Genomic DNA, 18,852 nt, shown 5'->3' with positions numbered 1-18,852 from the left:
AAAGCATGAATTTCGAATTAACCGAAGAACAATTAGCGGTTCAGCAGGCCGCCAGAGAATTTGCACAAACAGAACTTCTTCCGGGAGTCATTGAAAGAGACGAAACTCAAACTTTTCCTATAGAACAGGTTAAGAAAATGGGCGAGCTTGGTTTCTTAGGAATGATGGTAGACCCTAAGTATAATGGAGGTGGTATGGACTCCATTTCTTATGTACTCGCCATGGAAGAAATTTCTAAAATTGATGCTTCAGCCTCTGTTTGCATGTCGGTTAATAACAGCCTTGTTTGCTGGGGAATTGAAAAATATGGTACTGAAGAGCAAAAGGAGAAATATCTTAAGCCCTTGGCTACTGGTGAAAAAATAGGTGCATTTTGCCTCTCCGAACCAGAAGCAGGCTCTGATGCAACTTCGCAAAGAACAACTGCCGAAGACAAAGGCGACTACTACCTTTTAAACGGAACCAAAAACTGGATTACAAACGGAAATACCGCTTCGGTTTATTTGGTTATAGCTCAAACTGATCGTGAGAAAGGGCACAAAGGCATCAACTGCCTTATTGTAGAAAAAGGAATGGAAGGCTTTGTGGTTGGTAAAAAAGAAAACAAGCTTGGCATTAGAGGTTCTGATACTCACTCTTTAATGTTTACTGATGTTAAAGTTCCGAAGGAAAACCGTATTGGAGAAGATGGTTTTGGTTTCAAATTCGCCATGTCGACATTAAATGGTGGTAGAATTGGAATTGCATCTCAAGCATTAGGTATTGCTTCAGGAGCTTACGAATTGGCATTAGCATATTCTAAAGAAAGAAAAGCCTTTGGTAAACCAATCAGCCAACACCAAGCTATTCAATTTAAGCTTGCTGATATGGCCACTGAAATTGAAGCTGCTAGATTGTTATGCTTTAAAGCGGCCCATTTAAAAGATCAGAAAAAGGATTTTGGAAAAGCTGGCGCAATGGCTAAACTTTTTGCTTCAAAGGTAGCGATGGATACCACTGTTGAGGCTGTACAAATTCATGGCGGCTATGGATACGTTAAAGAATATCATGTAGAAAGATTAATGAGAGATGCCAAAATCACTCAAATATATGAGGGTACATCTGAGATACAGAAGATAGTAATATCCAGAGAACTACTCAAATAGTTAGAATTATCCTATTCAAATGACCATTGGCATAATAAATATTGCCAATGGTCATTTTTTTTTGATTCTCGTTAATTCTGTTTTACTTTTACAGCGTGTAAGTGTATAATAATTTTTAACAAGAACGTAAATGGAAGACTACAACAAAATTATTGAGTCGCTAGGAGTACGCTATATTAAGAGCAGAAACATGAAAATAGCGAAGCCAGTTACTATTGAAAATCACTACGATGTAGAGAACACGATTTTCATAGTAAACAATGGGGACATATTCTTTGGCCCTGATCAAGAAAAGATTTCTGAAGGAGATATGCTTTTCATTCCTGGCGGCAAATCAACAGCAATTTCGTACAGCTCTTTAACAGCACCAGTTGTTTCTAGCGAAGACTTTATTGCTAACAAGAAGAAGTATCTTCAAAATGCTTCTGACTCTGACATCAATGATTATGATGTTGATGGATTCAGTCAAGTAATGTTTGAAGCCAAAGTTTTTGATTCTGTAAACTTCTTTGCTTCATTGAATATCACTCCGTTTGCCATCCGTGGTAACGAAACGATCGCACAGTTGATCCGTGTGATTATTGAAGAAACAAACTCTACCAAGCCTGGTAAAAACAGAATTATTAAAGTAAACACAGAATATCTTTGTGTTGAAATCATCAGGTACATTCTTGACAAGCGTCTCTTTGTTGAGCAATTGGTAACCAACAGCACTTACTTTAAGGATCCAAGACTCATCGATATTTTTGCTTATATCAAAAACAACCTTGGTGGTGATCTTTCAAACAAAGTATTGGCTGGTGTTGCTGGTGTTTCTGAAGATTACGTTGGTCAGTATTTCAAAATGCTTACTGGAATCAATCCTCAGGATTACATCGAGTATCAAAGAATGGAAGCTGCGGTTGATTTATTGCGTACTACCAAGAAGAGCATCCGTGACATCGGACGTGAAGTTGGCTATAAAGACACTGCTTACTTCTGTCGAAGATTCAAAATGATGTTCGGTATTCCTGCTGGAAAAATGAGAAGAAGAGAGAGTTTAATTAACGTTTAACTCTTGATTAAAATATTGGACTACATCAGAAACCTCAGCCAAAATGCTGAGGTTTTTTTGTGCTGCATTGCCAATAACTATAATATCAGCCCCAGCTTCAAGTGCCTCCTTGGCCTTTCTAGTTGTGTTTATTCCTCCTCCTACAATTAAAGGAGCTTCAATATTACGTTTTACTGCCTTAATCATTTTTGATGGAACTGGCTCAAGGGCTCCACTTCCAGCATCAAGATAAATACATTGTAAGCCAAGCATTTCTCCAGCTAATGCAGTACTCACAGCCAAACTTGGTTTGTCGTTTGGAATAGGTTGTGTATTACTCATATACGAAACGCTAGTGGGTTTGCCTGAGTGAATAAGCATATAACCCGTTGGTATTACTTCTAGCTTACTCCTTTTAATTACTGGTGCCGCCACTACATGCTGGCCAATAAGTAACTCTGGGTTTCTTCCAGAAATCAATGAAAGAAAAAGAATCGCGTCAGCATCGGAGTGAATATGAATGGCGTTACCAGGAAACAATACACAAGGGATATCACTTAGGGCCTTAATCGACTCGATTACTGGTGCTAAATTACTGGTAGTGATTAAGCTACCTCCTACAAAAAAATAATTGACCCTATTTTCAATAGCAGCATTAATAACGGCTTTCAAGCCACTTTCATTAATGTCGTCTGGATCAATAAGTAGCGCAAGGGACTTTCTTCCATCACTTGCTCTTTGTTTAAATAAATTAAGAATCACCTTCTTCTTCTTTTTCTCCCAAGTCTTTCAAAAAATCGCCAAGTTTCTTCGCAGCCAAACCTAACACAAAAACTATAGCCTGATGCTTTAGTGCACTCACCACTGCCGATTCTTCTTTATGTTCATGCTCAACAACCTTTCTTAGCTTTACTTTTTTGCTTTTTGAAGGTTCCGGAACAATCTCAATAATTTCTCCACCTTCTACCTCTTCTTCATCCTTTCCGCCTGAGGTAATAAGTGCGGTGAGGCCATAAGCCAACAAAAGGCCTCCACCAATCCATAGTGCTTTTTTACCTGTATCTTGAAAATTCTCCTTGATCGACTCAAACTGATCTTCAAGTAACTCTTTGTACTTAGCATTCGACTGCTCTAGTTGTTCCTTTCTCGATTTCATAGTGCGTCCTCTTCACTTACTCCTTCAATTTCGTTATTCTGTTGCCTTACAATGGTTTCAATAATGGCATTCCTTTTTATATAAAGTATTATTGTGGCTATTCCATATAGTCCTCCAACAATAACAAAGCCCCAAACAGTGCTTTCAAGCAAATCATTGAAGAGGAAGGCTAGAGCTAAAGTCAAGAATAACAGCACCATTAAAGCACACAAACTCAGCAGCATTACCACAAGCATTTTTGCGATAAGGGCACTTATCTCTTCTTTTGCCTCAAGCTTCCAAAGCTCAACTTTAGTTTCAATAAAGCCATTGAAGGCTTCCATTAGTCTGTTAAAATCGAATAGTTTCAAACTCCCAGATTTAAGGTTTCAATTTAAGAAGAAGAAAGGAACTATAAGGTAATTAGACATAAAATAGCTCCTAGCAAAGCTTATTCTATAACAATCGCCAGCAGACTTATTTTGTTTGAATTAGAAGGAGATTTCAAATTGAAACCTGAAAGTGACCAGGTTATCTCCTTGTGCCTTATCTGTAAAAGAAAGGTCGCTCTGCAGTTTAAGATTATGGCCTACTATATATTTAGAGTAACCAAGGGTGTACTGAGTTTCCTCCTTTAGGCCTGAATAGGTTAAATCATCTGGATTTACGTGGGTGTACCGAATAGCCCATTCCGACTTTTCAATCAAATAACCTGCTTGAAGATTGATGGCATTTCCTGTAGTATATTTTAGTGTTGAAAAATCATCTAATACCACAAACACCTGTTCAGAAGATCTTTTATTAGCGTATTCCCCCATAAACGAGAATCCATTGTACTTAAAATGACTATCTATAAACACAGTAGACAGATCGGTTGAAAGCTGATTACCGTTTGAGTCCTGAACAAAAGCACCAAGTTGTCCGCGCTGTCTTGCGGCACCATCATTGTAATCAAAGGTTGCACCTATGGCCAGTTTGGGGCTTTTCTCTCTTTTTAAATCTGAGCCAAAATAATCTCCGCCACCAGTAAATTCGCCAAATGGTAAATACTCTAGCCTTAAAGTATAATCGTAGCCACCAATATTATTGGTAGTAACGTTGCGTCCTTCTCCTATTGAAACGGCTAATATTTGTTGAAAAACCCCTTGATTACCAAGGTTTGATGAGTGATGTAATTGAACTCCAACGTCTCTGTCTAGGTTAAACCTAGAGTTTAAAAGACTTCGATCTACAAACTGCATTTTTTGGGATGAGATTACACGCTCCCTGTTCCCTGGCAATTTTGTTTGACCGGCCCAAAGGCTCCAATTTTTTCTGAACTGCCATTTCAGCACGGCATCATATATAATACGAGATGTATTCCCATGTTCATCTACGTCACCTCCACCTATATCTCTACTTGACAAGCCAATCTCAAATTTGTAGGTAAGGCTAGGGTGGTAAGCAAAACCATCGAACTTCATACGTGACCTTCTAATTAAGAATTGATCATTCCATTTGCCCGAGACTACATTTAGAGATCCTTGATACAAGATACAAGCTTTGGAATCTAAACCCAAACTTCAATGAAAACGAAGAGTCTGAAGCTACAACCTGAATCCCTTTTCCAAAGGTGCTTGTACTCTTATCTTGTCCATATACAGGTAAATTCAAGGCACAAAAGAATGCAGTCAAAAGAATAATTCTGCATATTGCCCCCATATTGGAATCTTCTAATTTCAGCATTACATTATTTTTTAATTATAAATACTACTAATAAGTAAAGTAAACTTTACATTTAAAGTCAAAATTTTTTGTTTAAAATTGCCGACTTATACTCACCTCTGAGATCTCCTTTAGCGGCTTGTCAACATTTCTATTCAATGAAATAAGTAAGAAGGGTAATAGGAAAAACATTATAATAATATAAGCCAAACCTATAACTCTATACTTGGCAATAGCATAACTGAACTCCTTCACAAAATGAACCAACAGTTTTCTGAGAACTGGTAATGACATAAAAATGATTACCCCAGTTAAATTAAACAGTAAATGAGCTATGGCAATTGTAGCCGCTGCCTCAGATCTAAAGCCAGCTGCAATAAGAGCTGTTAACGTAGTACCTACATTGGCTCCTATAATAAATGTAAAGGCATTTCTAAGCTTAATCTTATCGGCCGCTGCAAGTGGAACTAAAATAGAGGTGGTTACTGAACTTGATTGAATTGCAGCAGTTAGCAAAACACCCCAACTAAAAGATTTGATTGGTTTTCCAAATACAAAAGATTGAAGTCTATTTTTAGACTCTCCAATAATTGTTTTTTTGATGATCCAAGTAAGAAGTTTGATAGATGCAAAAAGAAGGGCAAATGAGATCATTAAAATGAGAACGCTATTATTTACCCAAAGCACAAATTGGCTTGTTAAACCACTACCTAAAACGGTATCGGTATGTGGTGCGGCTTCTGAAACACCGCTGCCATACAGCAGTTCACTGAAATAGAACGAAATACCTGAAAGAAATCCATAGTAGTGCTCAAGAGGAAATAAAATCAGCACCAAAATAATATTATAAAAGTCGTGTATCGTACCCACAGCAACTGCTCTTCTAAATGCTCTTTTGTTAGAAATAAAACCCAAAGCTACAATGGTACTTGTAAGGGTTGTACCCACATTGGCTCCCATAATAATAGGTACTGCTTCTTCTAACGAGAGTGTTCCAGAAGCAACAAGGGCAACCACCATAGTGCTTGTAGTTGAGCTACTCTGAATAATAGCTGTAACCAAAAGCCCTAAAAACAAACCAACAAATGGATTAAGTGCGGTAGAGAGTAGGTTCTCATTAATGAAATTCAGTGAACCCGAAAGAGCGGTAATTACCAAATCAATAGACACAAAGAAAAAAAGAACCGCTAGTACAATTAGGGCTACCTTTGCAATCATGGTAGAGAATATACTATCCTCAAAGGTAACTCCTTTCATATTGTTTAAAATTCCCGTTTCTTTAAAGTCATTTGTAAGGCGCAAAGGTAATTATTAATTAGTGCAATGGCTTTTTACTAACATGAACCTATTGTTAAGTATGCTTTACAGAAATGACCGAGTTGGTAATGATTATTTAACATTAGCCTTAAAAAAAGTATTTCTACTTTTACGGCTGAAAAACGAATTTTAATAAAATCGTCATCACAGTAAAATAACACAATGGAATACGGCATCTGGAATGTAATTGAACTTTTAGGCGCACTTGGTTTTTTCATCTACGGAATGAAAGTCATGAGCGAAGGCATCCAAAAAGCTGCCGGAGACAACCTCAGAAGTATTTTAGGCACCATGACTTCCAACCGTTATACGGGAGTTCTGACAGGTTTTTTAATCACGGCCATAGTTCAATCCTCATCTGCTACCACTGTAATGACGGTGAGTTTTGTTAATGCTGGCTTAATCTCTTTGGTAGAATCGGCTGGTGTAATGATGGGAGCAAATATTGGAACTACCATTACAGGCTGGTTGGTTTCATTAATTGGTTTTAAAATGAAAATTTCGGCTTACGCGCTGCCTCTAATTGCAGTAGCTATGCCGTTAATGTTTTCTAAAAAGCCAAACCTCAAAAACTGGTCTGAGTTTATGATTGGGTTCGCCCTTCTTTTCTTGGGTTTAGAAGCGTTAAAAGAGGCTGTTCCTGAAATACAAAAAAGCCCTGAGTTATTATCCTTCCTTACTCAATTTAATGACCCAGGCATATTAACAAGATTATTGTTTGTTGGTGTTGGTACTATACTGACTATCGTTGTTCAGTCATCGAGTGCTGCCATGGCCGTTACCATTGTGCTTTGCGCGCAAGGTTTGCCAATAGAAATTGGTACTGCCATGATTTTAGGTGAGAATATTGGAACAACAATCACTGCAGAATTAGCAGCCCTAGTGGGTAATGTGCACGCAAAAAGATCGGCCAAAATACACTCTCTTTTCAATATAATTGGAGTAACATGGATGGTAATAATGCTACCGTATGTGCTAGATCTTCTGCACTATATTTGGCCAGCACCAGAAACTGGTGACCCAAACAAATTCACCTTAGCTTTATTTCACACCACATTCAACTTTCTGAATGTAATGCTCTTAATCTGGTTTGTTCCTTCAATTGTTAAACTAGCCACTAGGTTAGTTAAATCTAAAGGTGACGAAGATGAAGAGTTCTCTCTTACAAACATTAATTATGACGCTCCTTTAACTGCTGAAGTGTCAATTCTAAGTGCTCAAAAAGAGAGTATTAAGTTTGCTGAAATTACCAAGCGTATGTTCACAAGTCTTAAAGAGCTTTTGAATGAGACAAAACAAGACAAACGAGATAAACTAAAATCAAAAATATCTAAACTGGAAGTTCGTACTGATGAAATTGAGGAAAGAATTGCTGATTATTTAGTAAGGGTTTCTGAACAACAATTAAGCATTGAGTCTTCAGTTAAAGTAAGATCAATATTGAGCATAGCGCATGACCTTGAAAGGGTTGCAGATATTATTCTCAGGATGTCTAAGGATATAGAAAGAGGAAATAAGCAAAAGTCTGTTTTCTCAGATAAGCAAAACAAAAATATTACTGAGATATTCGGATTGATTGATCTTTCCATCGAACAAATGATTACCAACTTGAACGGTGTTTATGGAAAAGTAGATATTTCAGGCGCTATTGAGACTGAAATGGCAATTAATGCGCTCAAAACCAAAATGAGAAAGCAGCATTTAAAGAGCACTGAGAAAAAAGAATACGATGTTCAGAGTGGAATTATTTACAGAGATTTGTTCTTCGCGGCTGAAAAGATTGGAGACCATGTGATCAATGTAAGTGAGGCTGTTCGTGGCGACTTTGGCAAGGATGATGAAGACATGTAAAAGCTAAGTTTACATCAAGAATATAAAGACATCTTAAATGATGTCTTTTTTTATGCCCATTTTAAAAAAGGCAAAAAGAAAGGGTATTGCCGTACGCAATACCCTAAGAGACTCAACTAAAATCAGACTACTATATGAAGTGTTAATCCCAACTAGTAATTCAAAATTGAGTTTTTTGGCTTCCAGTATCAATACCCAGTTTAGGGTATTTTTCCTTTTTGAATAAAAAATGGAGAGGTTGATAGGCTCTCCATCTTACGGATTGAAGCTTATTTTATTTAGTTACTCTAATCACATAGTTTCCGCTTACACCTGCTACAGCATTGCTTGCAGTTTTTGTAAAGGAGAATTCAAAGTTGGTAGTAGTAAGGGCAACTATAGTTACAACCTTACCTCTTCCAGTACGAATTTGGTTTGTACTTTCTCCAACCCATTCCCAAGTACCCGATGCCGGAAAAAGATCGCCAGCATTGGTTGTTGTAAATGCTCCATTGGTAAATGAAAGTGTAAAGCCAACATAATTAGCTGCTACATCACTTCCATCTAATTCAATTTTACCATTGTTGGTAATTCTCCAATTTCCTTTAAGTTTCTCAAAAGCAAGCTCTTGCTCAGAAGGCCCTGGGTTATCATCACCACCACCGCCTCCCCCACAGGAGGCGGTAATAAACAGAATTACAATGGCCAATAAGAGTAGTTCAAAATGTCTCGAAACTTTATCTTTTATAGTATACATGTCTATTTAATTATCATTAGTTTTTTAACTACTGAACCCTTTTCTGAAGAAATTCTAACCAAATAGGTTCCTGCAGGGTACTGGCTCACATCTACTTGAATCTTTTGCTCTTTTACCTTGCTCACAGACCAAACCGTGTTTCCATTTATATCTACAATGGCAATATTCGGTACGACTACAGGGGCAAGACTCAGGTCGATTGTAATTAAATCCTTAGATGGATTTGGATAGAGCTGAACTTCTTCTTGGTCTATCACATCATCATCAATACCTGTTACTATGGCTCCTTCTCCTAACACATTCAAGGTTTCAGTACCCACATTAGAACTAATGGATATTTGGCCATTGTAGCTTTTTCCTTCCGTAGGGCTAAAGGTTACAGTAACTTGTTCTGAAGCTCCTATAGCAAGTGTCACCGTGGTTTTATCAACACTGAAACCGGTTGGAGCCTCAATATTTGTTACTTCTAAACCATCGCCATCTCCATCATTGGTGATAGAAAATGTGAGTACTTTAGTTGTTCCAACATCTGTTTGAGAGAAATCTAGTGCTCCTTCAACTGCCAAGCTCGGTTCGGCAACATTAGAAATTTCAATTGTGAAATTGCTTTCAATGCTTAGCCCGCCATTATCTGTAGATGACATTCGAACGGTATATGCTCCCTTTGCCTCTCTATCGAAAGTTTGAGCAGTAACTAATTTATTGCCATTTATAATAAACGAGCTATTATCTCCGTCTCCATCACCACTAATGAGTGCATAAGTATGAGAATCTGCTGCATCTTGGTCTGTAGTGCTCAAAGTACCTACTAAAACTCCGGCATCTTCATTCTCTAAAACTGACAGGTTACTAACTACTAAGGCACTTGGCGCTTCGTTTACATTCTGAACATCCACAGTGAAATTTTGAGTAAAGCTCAGTCCATCCGCATCAGTAGATTTTATGCGAACAGAATAAGATGGTTTTTCCTCATAGTTTAAAGCTGCCTTGTTCACCAAGTTACCTCCTGAAATTTCGAACAAAGCATTGTCAGCATCACCAGTTCCCGTTTCGAACGAATAGGTATGGCTATCTCCGTTATCCGGATCAGCAGTGGTCAATGCACCAATTACTGTTCCTGAGGCTTTGTTTTCTTCGATGCTGTTTGCACTCAAAGCGATCGACTCAGGGTTTTCATTTACATTGGTTACAGTAACTACAAATGCCTTTTCAATACTAACTCCACTTCCATCGGTAGACTTCAATCTTATTTTGAGTGATGATTTACTCTCAAAATCAATGGCTGAAGCTGTGATAAGACTATTGTTAGATAAGTTGAAAACGGCATTATCGTCTGCACCTACTCCAGATACTAAAGAATAGGTATGGCTATCAGCTGCGTCTACATCAGCAGTAGAAATTAAACTAAGTACTGCCCCCAAAGTTGTATTCTCCGCTATTGTTAAAGTAGGTATGGAGATGTCGGTTGGTGCATCGTTTACATTAATGACTGTTAACTGGAATGTAGTATTTACGCTTTCTCCTGAGCCATCCGTAGCGGTTACCGAAACATCAATATTTCCAACGTTGTCGTTACTTGGTGTTCCTGTAAAGCGTTTGCTAACTGGGTCAAAGCTAAGCCAACTATTACCACTGAATGTAGCGGAATAGGTTAAATTATCTCCGTCAACATCTAGAAAAGAGGCTTCATTTAAAGCAGCACTTAACAACACATCTTCTGTAGCGTTAATAATTGGCAATGCACTGACTAATGTTGGCGCATCGTTTACATTGATAGTGTTCAAGCTATAGACTTGACGCACCTTGCCGCCACTTCCATCATTTGTTGTAACAAAGAAAGAGGCTGTACCAACATTACTATTTGTAGGTGTGCCAGTCAATTGACTTCCATTCAGCGTTAACCAAGATGGCTTGTTTTCAAAAGTATAGGTAAGGTTGTCATTATCCACATCATTAAAGAGTGTAGATAAGTCTACTGCATAGGCGACATCCTCAGTGGCATTGGCCATTACAGTAGAAACCACAGTCGGAACATCGTTTACCGACTGAACCGTTAAATTGAAAGTACGACTTGCACTAAGGTTTCCATCTGATGCATTAAGGGTAATGATTGTTGCTCCTGATTTATTCAATTCTGGGTTTAACTGAACCACCACTCCTGTTTCGCTTGACGTTAGTGTTATTGCTCCGTCTTTAACTAAATTTTGATTAGAGGATGAAGCAGTAAAAGTCATTTCTCCCAGGCTGTTATCAATGTCTTCATAACTAATAAAAAGGCCATTCAACGGAAAGTCTTCTTGAATAGTCTGATTTGACACTGTGCCTAAAGTTGGCGCATCATTTATAGGATTGACTGTAACATCGAACGAGACAAAACCTGATTTAGCACCTGTCTTCCCGATCAAAAATACTTTTTCTGTACCTGTATAGTTCTGAGGCGAGGTTAATATCAAAGATTTACCATCATTGGAAATACTTGCCCCTAAGGAAGAATTACCTGTTACTTCATAGGTAAATACTGCATTGGCATCATTCACGTCCGTAAAAACATTGCTGATATCAAAGCTTACCTGACCGAAATCCTCGTTTTCACTACGATTTGATATGGCATTTGACACCTGAATGTCGGCTGCGAGTTCTTCAAGAACAAAAGAAACACTTTGGCTTACACTTGCAGTACCGTCACTTGCGGTAATGGTAATGGATTCATTTCCTGCTGCCACATTATTCGGGCTAATACTTAAAACACCATTTGCTTCAGTTAAAGTAAATAATGAGCTATTGCTTAAGCTGTAAGTAAGGTTTGCATCTGTAGTTTCCACATCTTGAAAAAACCTTCCAAGTTCTAATGTATAGGTTGGGAAGTTTTTCAATACTTTCTGTGTTGGAATCACTTGCTCTATAGCTGGCACATCGTTTACCGCATTAATCACCAAATTGAAAGTTTTTGGTTGAGAAATAGATTGGTCAGTGCCCAGTCGATCATCCGCCTTTACGCTAAAGTTTACCGTACCATTATAATTGGCCTTAGGAGTTACTTTCATCGTGTTCCCTGTAAAAGAAACATCTACCACTCCCAATTTATCTGTCGTTACAGTATAGTTAAACACTGAAATTTTAGAATCTACATCTGTGGTGGAAATGTTGATCGTTCCAAAATTATCTTCATCAATGGTTACATCATTAATATCTGCAATTACTGGTGCATCATTTACAGGCAATACATTTACAGTAAAGCTTTTGAATATTGAATATGCCTCAGAGGTGCCAGTTTCAGATACCGTTACAGTAATGTTGGCATTACCATTGAAATTAGCTGCAGGTGTTATTGTCAACTGATTACCTGAAATAGCAGCTGTTACCTTGGCATTATCTGATGATTTAGCGGTCACTGTTAAATCATTGTCCACATCTGCATAAGCCAAAGTAAGTATTAAGCTTCCGTCTTCGTCCAATTGCTGATTAGCAATGTTGGCCAATGTTGGCGCATCATTTACATCAACTACTTGCACTACTGCGTATGATTTTGAAGTGAAGTTTCTGGCTGTATTATTCACGGCAAATTGTAGTGAATCAAGATAACCCATTTCTCCAGCGGGGTTATACTTTACCGACCATTGCACTAGGTTGGCAGTATTCTTCACCTTCACTGGGCTTTCATTCGTACCTGTTTTTGGAAGTGTAGGTATTTCAATCGAAGATTTTGTTAAATCAAATCCACCCAATTCAACGGCATACAAATTCAATTCAACGGACTGATTTTCTGGGGTTGATTTTCTAGTGGCAAATGTGAAGAATTGGCCATCTTCAGACGTTTGAGTGTCGAAAGATACTTCCTCCTTACCTGAAAAATCAGTAAATAAACCAGATGTATTCTCTGCATTGGCTATCGCTCCACTAGAACTCCCATCAGCCGAATTGCTTAGAATGAATGCTTCGTCATCTTCAAAACCACTATTCACATTTACTTCTGCAGTAACAAAAACTTGAGTTGCTGAAAAAAGATAAGGGAATTGCGATTTGGACGCATTAATACTAGCGGTTAGTGTATTTCCCGAAGCAGTTAAATCTCCCAAAGCGTACGTCTGGTTGGTCAAAGCTACAAGGCTAGCGGTACCCGGCTGAGACAAGTCTATGTAGCTAATTTTAACTGTATAGCTTTGGTTGAACTGTTCATCGGTAAAACTCAAACCTAGTGTTTTACTATCGGCAGTAGCAGAAGTTACCTGAAAGTCTACGATTTTATGCGCCTTGTCTTCAACTTTAAAAGTGAAGGGATAAGCAGCAATTTCGGATGACAAATCTCCATCAAGTTCCTTTACCTTAAACCTAATGGTGTCTTTATACACCACACCCGTAACTAAATTTGTTGAAGGCTTGAATAGAAATGAATCTCCTTCTTCTCCGTTAGCTTCTAATGTTCCCAATTTTGGATTGCCCGTTACTTCAAACTCGATTTCATCCCCATCAGGATCGAACCCATCTAAAGTAATTGTACTGCCAATGGTGTAGAATACTTCTGTATCTGGCACCAAAGCAATCGGTGCATTATTCTCCTCTAAGTTAAACAGCGGTACAACAAAGCCAAAAGAGCCAGCAAGTTCTGTTTGTCCATCAGTAACCGTTAGTACACTGGAAGAACCATATTGTCCCACTGACACATAGCCAGTGTAAATACCTCCTGAAATCCATTCTCCACCTCTTGCGCTGGTCACCCTTAGGTTACGCAACAAATCTTTATTTACTTCTTGGCCATTAACTTGAAGTGCCAAAAACAATAGAGACAGGTAGCATATGGACCGCAGGAACAAATTATATATTCCTTTTAAATCCATCATGATTACTGATTATCAGTTTTTTGAGTTGTGTTTTGTGTTCCGAGTAAAGCTTCAATTTTAGCCAATCGATCTTCCATCTCTTTTACACCTGTTAGCTCAGCTTTTAAAGAAGTGTTCTCCTTTTTTAGGACTTCAATTTGTTGACTCAGCTCCTTTACAGCTTCTACCAAAACAGCAGTCATTTCAGCATAATTAACTGTTTTAAAACCATCTGCCTTTGTATTCACCAACTCTGGAAGCACAGTTTCTACCTCCTGGGCAATGAAGCCAATTTTATTTTCTGGCTGAGATAGGTCTTTCCAATTATAGCGAACCCCTCTCAATCGATTTACTGTAGCCAGCCCAGAGGTTAATGCTGAAACATTCTTTTTAAGACGTGCATCAGATGATTGTGATAAAGAGCCTGATATTGTAATGTTGCCTGAATTAGCATCTAATGAAATGTTCTCACTCGAGGTACTGTTAGCTATATCAGTCTTATTAAGGCTTAATCTACCCCACTGGTTAGTTCCGTTTGTATTTACTTCCATGGTAGCGTTAGAGTGATACCATGCTCCTCCATCTGTTGTGGTTCCATAAAGTCTTATAGCTCCCAGATCGTTATTCTCGCCTCTTTTTCCAGCAAGCTCAATATTTGGAGAGTTAGTTCCAGACAAATAAATAAAGCCGGATTTTCCACTTGGGTCAGCTCCTCCTTCTTCTTTATCTGAGCCCACAGCAACTAATCGTGTTCCTTGATTATCATAGAAATCTACTCCTGAGCGCTTATAGTTATCTGAGTATGGGTTGTTATTAATATCTCTATCGTAAGTATATAGATCAACTAGTCTTGCGTTGTTATCTGCCGCAAAATTTTCAGAATAGAGGTTAAAATAAGATAGCCCCTCTCCATATGCTGCTGCTGCAATTGCACTTCTTGTAAAGCTGTTATCGTCACTCCTTCTATATAGTTGAAAACGACCCCCAGCACTTGTGCCGAAAGACCCAATTTTCACATCTGAGTCGTTCTGAGCTCCATACAATTCCAATATTCCCGAGTTCTTATCCTCATCAAACTTAAGTGATGATTTTAGTACTCCATCGTTGTCGTGAATTTCAATTGGTCTATTGCCTGTTAAGCCGTAAGCGTTCATTCCAAAATGAGCTCCATCAGTAGATCTGAATTCAATTGAGCCTAGCTCAGTTCCATCTTCCCATCTTTGGGCATCCATCCAAACTAAATCTGGAAAGTAAGTACCTCCATTTCCGTCATCTACTTGAGTTGAACCTTGAATTTTAAAATAGCCTAAATCTAAGCCAGAGTTTTCTTCCCAAAATTTTGCTCCTGCTTCAATATTGGTAGAGTTTTTTCCAGCCAAGCTAAAAAAACCATTCCCTGAAGGATATGCTCTCAAAACTGCTCTACTCACATCCAGCGAGTCATACAGACCTAAAAATCCAGCTTGGCCTCCAGCATTGCTGCCAAGAATTACTCTTCTGGTATTGTTATGACCATGTAAAACAAGTGAGCCTGCATTATTAGGTTCGTAATAATTCAAGTCAGCCTTAATACTCCCTTCTGGGCCAAAAATCTGCAAATTCTTTCCGTCTCTAATCGCAACATCACCTTCAAACCAGCCAGCCCAGTTTTCGACACCATTCATGGCTCTTCCCCAAACAGCTTTATTAACACCTGGCCCTTCAGCCCTTCCTAATAAACCTTTATTTTCAATTTCAGTATTTCCAGCTGCGCCAACCCAGGAAATTCCCGAAACTCCAATATTATCAACACCAACAGTACCAGTTGCAAAACCAGTAACTCCAACATTTCCCCATGGATTAGATTGACCATAGCCTAGTACACCATTATTGTATGAACCATCTTCATAACCTTCGTCACCATTTCCTGGGCCTCCTGCCAAACCATACACTGCTGCGTTAGTTTTTCCAGCTCCAAACGCCTGACCAAAAACACCATAGTGAGTTCCTGAACCAGCACCTATTGCACTACCTATTAAGCCAATTTTAGCAGATGGGTCTTCTGCCTGCGAAGCTATATTTCCTCTCATAGCCATTTTGAAGCCTACTCCAGTCATATCAATCTGAAGTCCTCTTTGAGCACCGTTCTTAATGTTATCTGCACTCATAACAAAATGGAATATTGTATCGGAGTCCGCTTTGTTGTTATCAATCTCAATTCTTCTTGGAAGATCGTTTGCTGGGCCTATTTCCTTTGGTGAAAAGGGAGTCAAAAGCTGAACTGCACCCAAGGTGTTACTTCCTACGCTTACTGTAAGGCCTCTTTCTGCGACATTATAAAACAGATTCTCTGGAAGCGGGTTTTCGGCTCCTAGTGTAACAGAATAAAGTCCTTCAATTACCTGAACTGTCTGGGTTTCGCTCCATGCAGTTCCATCAATATCAATACTGAAAGTCATGCTTCTGTCGCCATTTACAGGCTCTCCGTTTTCAAAAAGAGTTCCTTGAAAATTCATTTTCATACCTGCTTGCGCTGGTGCCGTTGTTTCCTGAAAAGGGCTTGCATAGCTATTTATGCCTAAACAGAATATAAAGGCATAAAACAATGTTAAGAGTAGTACTTGTTTTTTCATGAGTGGGTAATTATGAGTTAGATATTTATTTTTCGATTTCCTTTACATCTTTGGTTGAACTAACATTTCTAAATAAGACAATGGCGGAAGCCCAATCGGCTTGCGTATTGAGACGAAGCTTCTGTTTTATGTTCTTCCTGTGTTCGTCATAAGTCAATACTGAAATACCCAATCGTTCTGATATACTTCTCCGTCCTTCCCCTTTGGCAAGGCCAAGAAGCACATCCATTTCGCGATTAGATAATATCTCGATAACCGATTTCCGAGTCTCCCGGAATCTTGCAATAGTCATAAGCGTCTGAAATTTTACCCTAATTGGGGTACTAGTTGTTGTAAGGAAAAGGTCAGAAGTAAACAGGCCAATTCAAAAAAATTGGCGTGGATGACAGGTGTCTTAGCATGAATGAAATCTGCCTGTGTGCCTCAAAAAAATGAAAATTGAATAAGATTGTCACGAATCACCGAAAAACTGATATGAACGACAACCAACTTGAAGCTTCTTGTTTAATCAAAAATTGACCTATGAAGCTTTGGATTGAAAAATTTCGTCCATACTGGTTTTAAAGCTCCTTGAAATGTTCAATTCGTGATTGTTCTGCAGTACAACTCGGTTTGCATAAACCTCACGTATAAAATGGATATTGATAATATAAGACCTATGAACTTGAATAAAGGTATTGACAGGTAAATCAGATTTTAACTCTTTTAGTGTTCCTCTATCAATTTCAGGCCTGTCTTTGTTGTCTAAAAAAAACTCTAGATAATGACCATCAGATTGAATGAACATCAACTTGTCAAGAGGAATTACTGCTTTACTTTTTAGCGTAATAAAATTGGAAGCAGACTGCTTAACTGTTTGCTGTAGTTCAGCAACTTTCAACTTCAGTTCATTTACCTCACTCTCTCTTAACTCTGCTTCACTACTCTTTTTCTTGAACTTCAAATAAAGGAAAACACTCAAAGCAGCAAGAATTACAGCTCCTATTGCCAAGCGAGTACTTAGCCTCTGAAAAAAAGTGGTTTGTTCCCTACTCTGTTTAATCACCTCTTCGGACCTCGCAAAATCATATGCCGAAGTAATTTCTTGAATGGTCTTTATGTTCCTATAAATTTCAATACTGTCATTTAAATTTTTCCATTTTCGCATAATGGCCAAAGCAGCCTGAGTATTACCTGCCTTTTCATACGCCTCAGAAAGTAAAAGATAATGGTCATCCAAGTTATCAACCCTATTCTGTTTGAGAGATTTTGTTATAGCCGCGTTAACAGATTGAATCGCCAACTCTGCGTCTCCAAACTTTACCTCAACTTTCCCCTTCAAAAAATCAAGTTGGGCCTCTCTGTACAAATCTTGGCTCGATTGATTTAATTCTAGCACCTTACTCAAGTAAAAGTAAGTACTATCCTTATTCTCCATCACCAAGAAATTACTTGTTTTGTTTTGATAAACCTCAATCAACGCCAAGCTATTATTCAATCTTTTGTACAACTTCTCATTCAAGCTCAGGTAATAATTACTCGAATCAGTCTTGGATATTTTTCTATAGTTAACCGAAATATTATTGTAACACCTTGCTTGTATCACTAATTGATTAAACCCCTTTGCAACATCTGCCGCAATTAATAATTTGCTATTGGACTCATCGATTAAGTCCATCCTCCCATAGAGAGTCCCCAAATTCAACAACGCGTTGGCTATATTAGAAGAGTCTTTCCGAGAGTATATTTCAATAGCTTTGTTAAAGTCATCTGCGGCCTCGTTGTAATTACCTTGGGCTTGTGATATAACCCCCAGTTGATTATGCATTAGCGCTTGACCTAGTTCATTACCCTGATCCTTCGCCTCCTTAAATAATGTTTCATAAACATCCTCTGCCTTCTGAAACTCTCCCATCCTTTGGTAAACAATTCCTCGATTTCTCTTAATTCGGCTGTATACCAAATACTCTCTTTGGGGATCAGCATAGTTTAAGGCTGTATCATAATGTAATCCAGCAGACTCCATTATTCCCTTTTGGTAAAAAGAGTAACCAATGGCGAAATGGCCTTCTATCAATGCAGTAGCATCATCATAAATAATAAGCTCCTTTCCATAAACCGCTAGGCTGTCAGGATACCTGGAGTTCTTCTTTGATAATTCTATTAATTCAGAAATTCTTGTTGTTTGAGAAAATAGTGGGGAATAACAAAAAAGCGTCAAAATCAAATATAAGAAAAGCACAAAAGCACTTTTAGTCTTCCATAAGTAAGTAGCAAGTGAAGCCATTCGATTGAGGTGTCCAGTTCAAAAGTTAAAGCCTCCTTTACCATCAAGTAAGTTTTTAGGAAACTCAAATGCTATAATACGAAATAACTACTTTGAAATGAATGGATTTTACTTGAAAGAGTCGTTTACCGATCATTTCTTCTTGATTGAAGCTCATAAAAAAACCCCAAGAGATTAATCGAGGGGTTTTTGATAATAAATTGGCAGCGACCTACTCTCCCACCGGTAAAGGCAGT

13 protein-coding genes are annotated in these 18,852 nt (G+C 38.3%); 3 read left to right on the top strand and 10 right to left on the bottom strand.

From position 1 onward, the window contains the following. Positions 1 to 5 precede the first annotated feature (5 nt). On the top strand, positions 6 to 1,145 hold the full coding sequence (locus tag AAC026_RS11375) for an acyl-CoA dehydrogenase (protein WP_339698040.1): 1,140 nt from the start codon (positions 6 to 8) through the stop codon (positions 1,143 to 1,145). Positions 1,146 to 1,275: 130 nt separating this feature from the next. Beyond that, entirely contained in the window at positions 1,276 to 2,199 is a 924-nt protein-coding gene (locus tag AAC026_RS11370; RefSeq protein ID WP_339609764.1) for an AraC family transcriptional regulator, read from the top strand. On the opposite strand, the gene AAC026_RS11365 is transcribed toward AAC026_RS11370, so the two are convergent. From AAC026_RS11365 to AAC026_RS11345, 5 genes are all read right to left on the bottom strand, one after another. Beyond that, positions 2,185 to 2,940, bottom strand: coding sequence for a geranylgeranylglyceryl/heptaprenylglyceryl phosphate synthase (locus AAC026_RS11365; RefSeq protein ID WP_339609762.1), 756 nt, complete (start codon positions 2,938 to 2,940; stop codon positions 2,185 to 2,187). The genes AAC026_RS11370 and AAC026_RS11365 overlap by 15 nt on opposite strands. Beyond that, positions 2,930 to 3,334, bottom strand: coding sequence for a hypothetical protein (locus AAC026_RS11360; RefSeq protein WP_339609760.1), 405 nt, complete (start codon positions 3,332 to 3,334; stop codon positions 2,930 to 2,932). Before AAC026_RS11360 ends, AAC026_RS11365 begins: the two co-directional genes overlap by 11 nt. Continuing rightward, positions 3,331 to 3,684: a phage holin family protein gene (locus tag AAC026_RS11355; protein WP_339609758.1), complete on the bottom strand. Its 354-nt coding sequence runs from the start codon at positions 3,682 to 3,684 to the stop codon at positions 3,331 to 3,333. Before AAC026_RS11355 ends, AAC026_RS11360 begins: the two co-directional genes overlap by 4 nt. Before the next feature lie 120 nt (positions 3,685 to 3,804). Beyond that, the gene (locus AAC026_RS11350) at positions 3,805 to 4,845 is read right to left on the bottom strand and encodes a porin (RefSeq protein WP_339698037.1); all 1,041 of its coding nucleotides are present in this window, start codon (positions 4,843 to 4,845) and stop codon (positions 3,805 to 3,807) included. A gap of 265 nt (positions 4,846 to 5,110) precedes the next feature. Next, positions 5,111 to 6,274, bottom strand: coding sequence for a Na/Pi symporter (locus AAC026_RS11345; protein WP_339698034.1), 1,164 nt, complete (start codon positions 6,272 to 6,274; stop codon positions 5,111 to 5,113). A gap of 222 nt (positions 6,275 to 6,496) precedes the next feature. Between AAC026_RS11345 and AAC026_RS11340 the strand changes: the two genes are divergently transcribed. Continuing rightward, a complete protein-coding gene (locus AAC026_RS11340; protein ID WP_339698031.1) occupies positions 6,497 to 8,185 on the top strand; it encodes a Na/Pi cotransporter family protein in 1,689 nt (562 codons plus the stop codon). Positions 8,186 to 8,459: 274 nt separating this feature from the next. Here AAC026_RS11340 and AAC026_RS11335 read toward each other — a convergent pair whose 3' ends face one another. The 5 genes from AAC026_RS11335 to AAC026_RS11315 all read right to left on the bottom strand — a co-directional run bounded on the left by AAC026_RS11335 (position 8,460) and on the right by AAC026_RS11315 (position 18,616). Then, a complete protein-coding gene (locus AAC026_RS11335) occupies positions 8,460 to 8,921 on the bottom strand; it encodes a hypothetical protein (protein ID WP_339698028.1) in 462 nt (153 codons plus the stop codon). 2 nt (positions 8,922 to 8,923) lie between these two features. Continuing rightward, positions 8,924 to 13,693: a tandem-95 repeat protein gene (locus tag AAC026_RS11330; protein ID WP_339698025.1), complete on the bottom strand. Its 4,770-nt coding sequence runs from the start codon at positions 13,691 to 13,693 to the stop codon at positions 8,924 to 8,926. Between the two features lie 68 nt (positions 13,694 to 13,761). After that, positions 13,762 to 16,350, bottom strand: coding sequence for a tail fiber domain-containing protein (locus AAC026_RS11325; protein WP_339698022.1), 2,589 nt, complete (start codon positions 16,348 to 16,350; stop codon positions 13,762 to 13,764). A gap of 25 nt (positions 16,351 to 16,375) precedes the next feature. Next, on the bottom strand, positions 16,376 to 16,642 hold the full coding sequence (locus AAC026_RS11320) for a LuxR C-terminal-related transcriptional regulator (RefSeq protein ID WP_339609866.1): 267 nt from the start codon (positions 16,640 to 16,642) through the stop codon (positions 16,376 to 16,378). Positions 16,643 to 16,870: 228 nt separating this feature from the next. Beyond that, positions 16,871 to 18,616, bottom strand: a complete 1,746-nt coding sequence (locus AAC026_RS11315) for a tetratricopeptide repeat protein (protein ID WP_339698019.1) — start codon at positions 18,614 to 18,616, stop codon at positions 16,871 to 16,873. Positions 18,617 to 18,852 lie beyond the last annotated feature (236 nt).

It is taken from the genome of uncultured Roseivirga sp., assembly GCF_963973945.1.
Taxonomy (GTDB): Bacteria; Bacteroidota; Bacteroidia; order Cytophagales; family Cyclobacteriaceae; genus Roseivirga.
The sequence above is the reverse complement of the archived record's forward strand: the minus strand, read 5'-3'. Positions and strand labels throughout refer to the sequence as shown.

What these genes read in the sequence shown, in the direction of transcription:
- AAC026_RS11315 (WP_339698019.1), bottom strand. Translation starts at nt 18,616, where the DNA reads ATGGCTTCACTTGCTACTTACTTATGGAAGACTAAAAGTGCTTTTGTG.
- AAC026_RS11340 (WP_339698031.1), top strand. Translation starts at nt 6,497, where the DNA reads ATGGAATACGGCATCTGGAATGTAATTGAACTTTTAGGCGCACTTGGT.
- AAC026_RS11360 (WP_339609760.1), bottom strand. Translation starts at nt 3,334, where the DNA reads ATGAAATCGAGAAAGGAACAACTAGAGCAGTCGAATGCTAAGTACAAA.
- AAC026_RS11335 (WP_339698028.1), bottom strand. Translation starts at nt 8,921, where the DNA reads ATGTATACTATAAAAGATAAAGTTTCGAGACATTTTGAACTACTCTTA.
- AAC026_RS11370 (WP_339609764.1), top strand. Translation starts at nt 1,276, where the DNA reads ATGGAAGACTACAACAAAATTATTGAGTCGCTAGGAGTACGCTATATT.
- AAC026_RS11345 (WP_339698034.1), bottom strand. Translation starts at nt 6,274, where the DNA reads ATGAAAGGAGTTACCTTTGAGGATAGTATATTCTCTACCATGATTGCA.
- AAC026_RS11375 (WP_339698040.1), top strand. Translation starts at nt 6, where the DNA reads ATGAATTTCGAATTAACCGAAGAACAATTAGCGGTTCAGCAGGCCGCC.
- AAC026_RS11320 (WP_339609866.1), bottom strand. Translation starts at nt 16,642, where the DNA reads ATGACTATTGCAAGATTCCGGGAGACTCGGAAATCGGTTATCGAGATA.
- AAC026_RS11325 (WP_339698022.1), bottom strand. Translation starts at nt 16,350, where the DNA reads ATGAAAAAACAAGTACTACTCTTAACATTGTTTTATGCCTTTATATTC.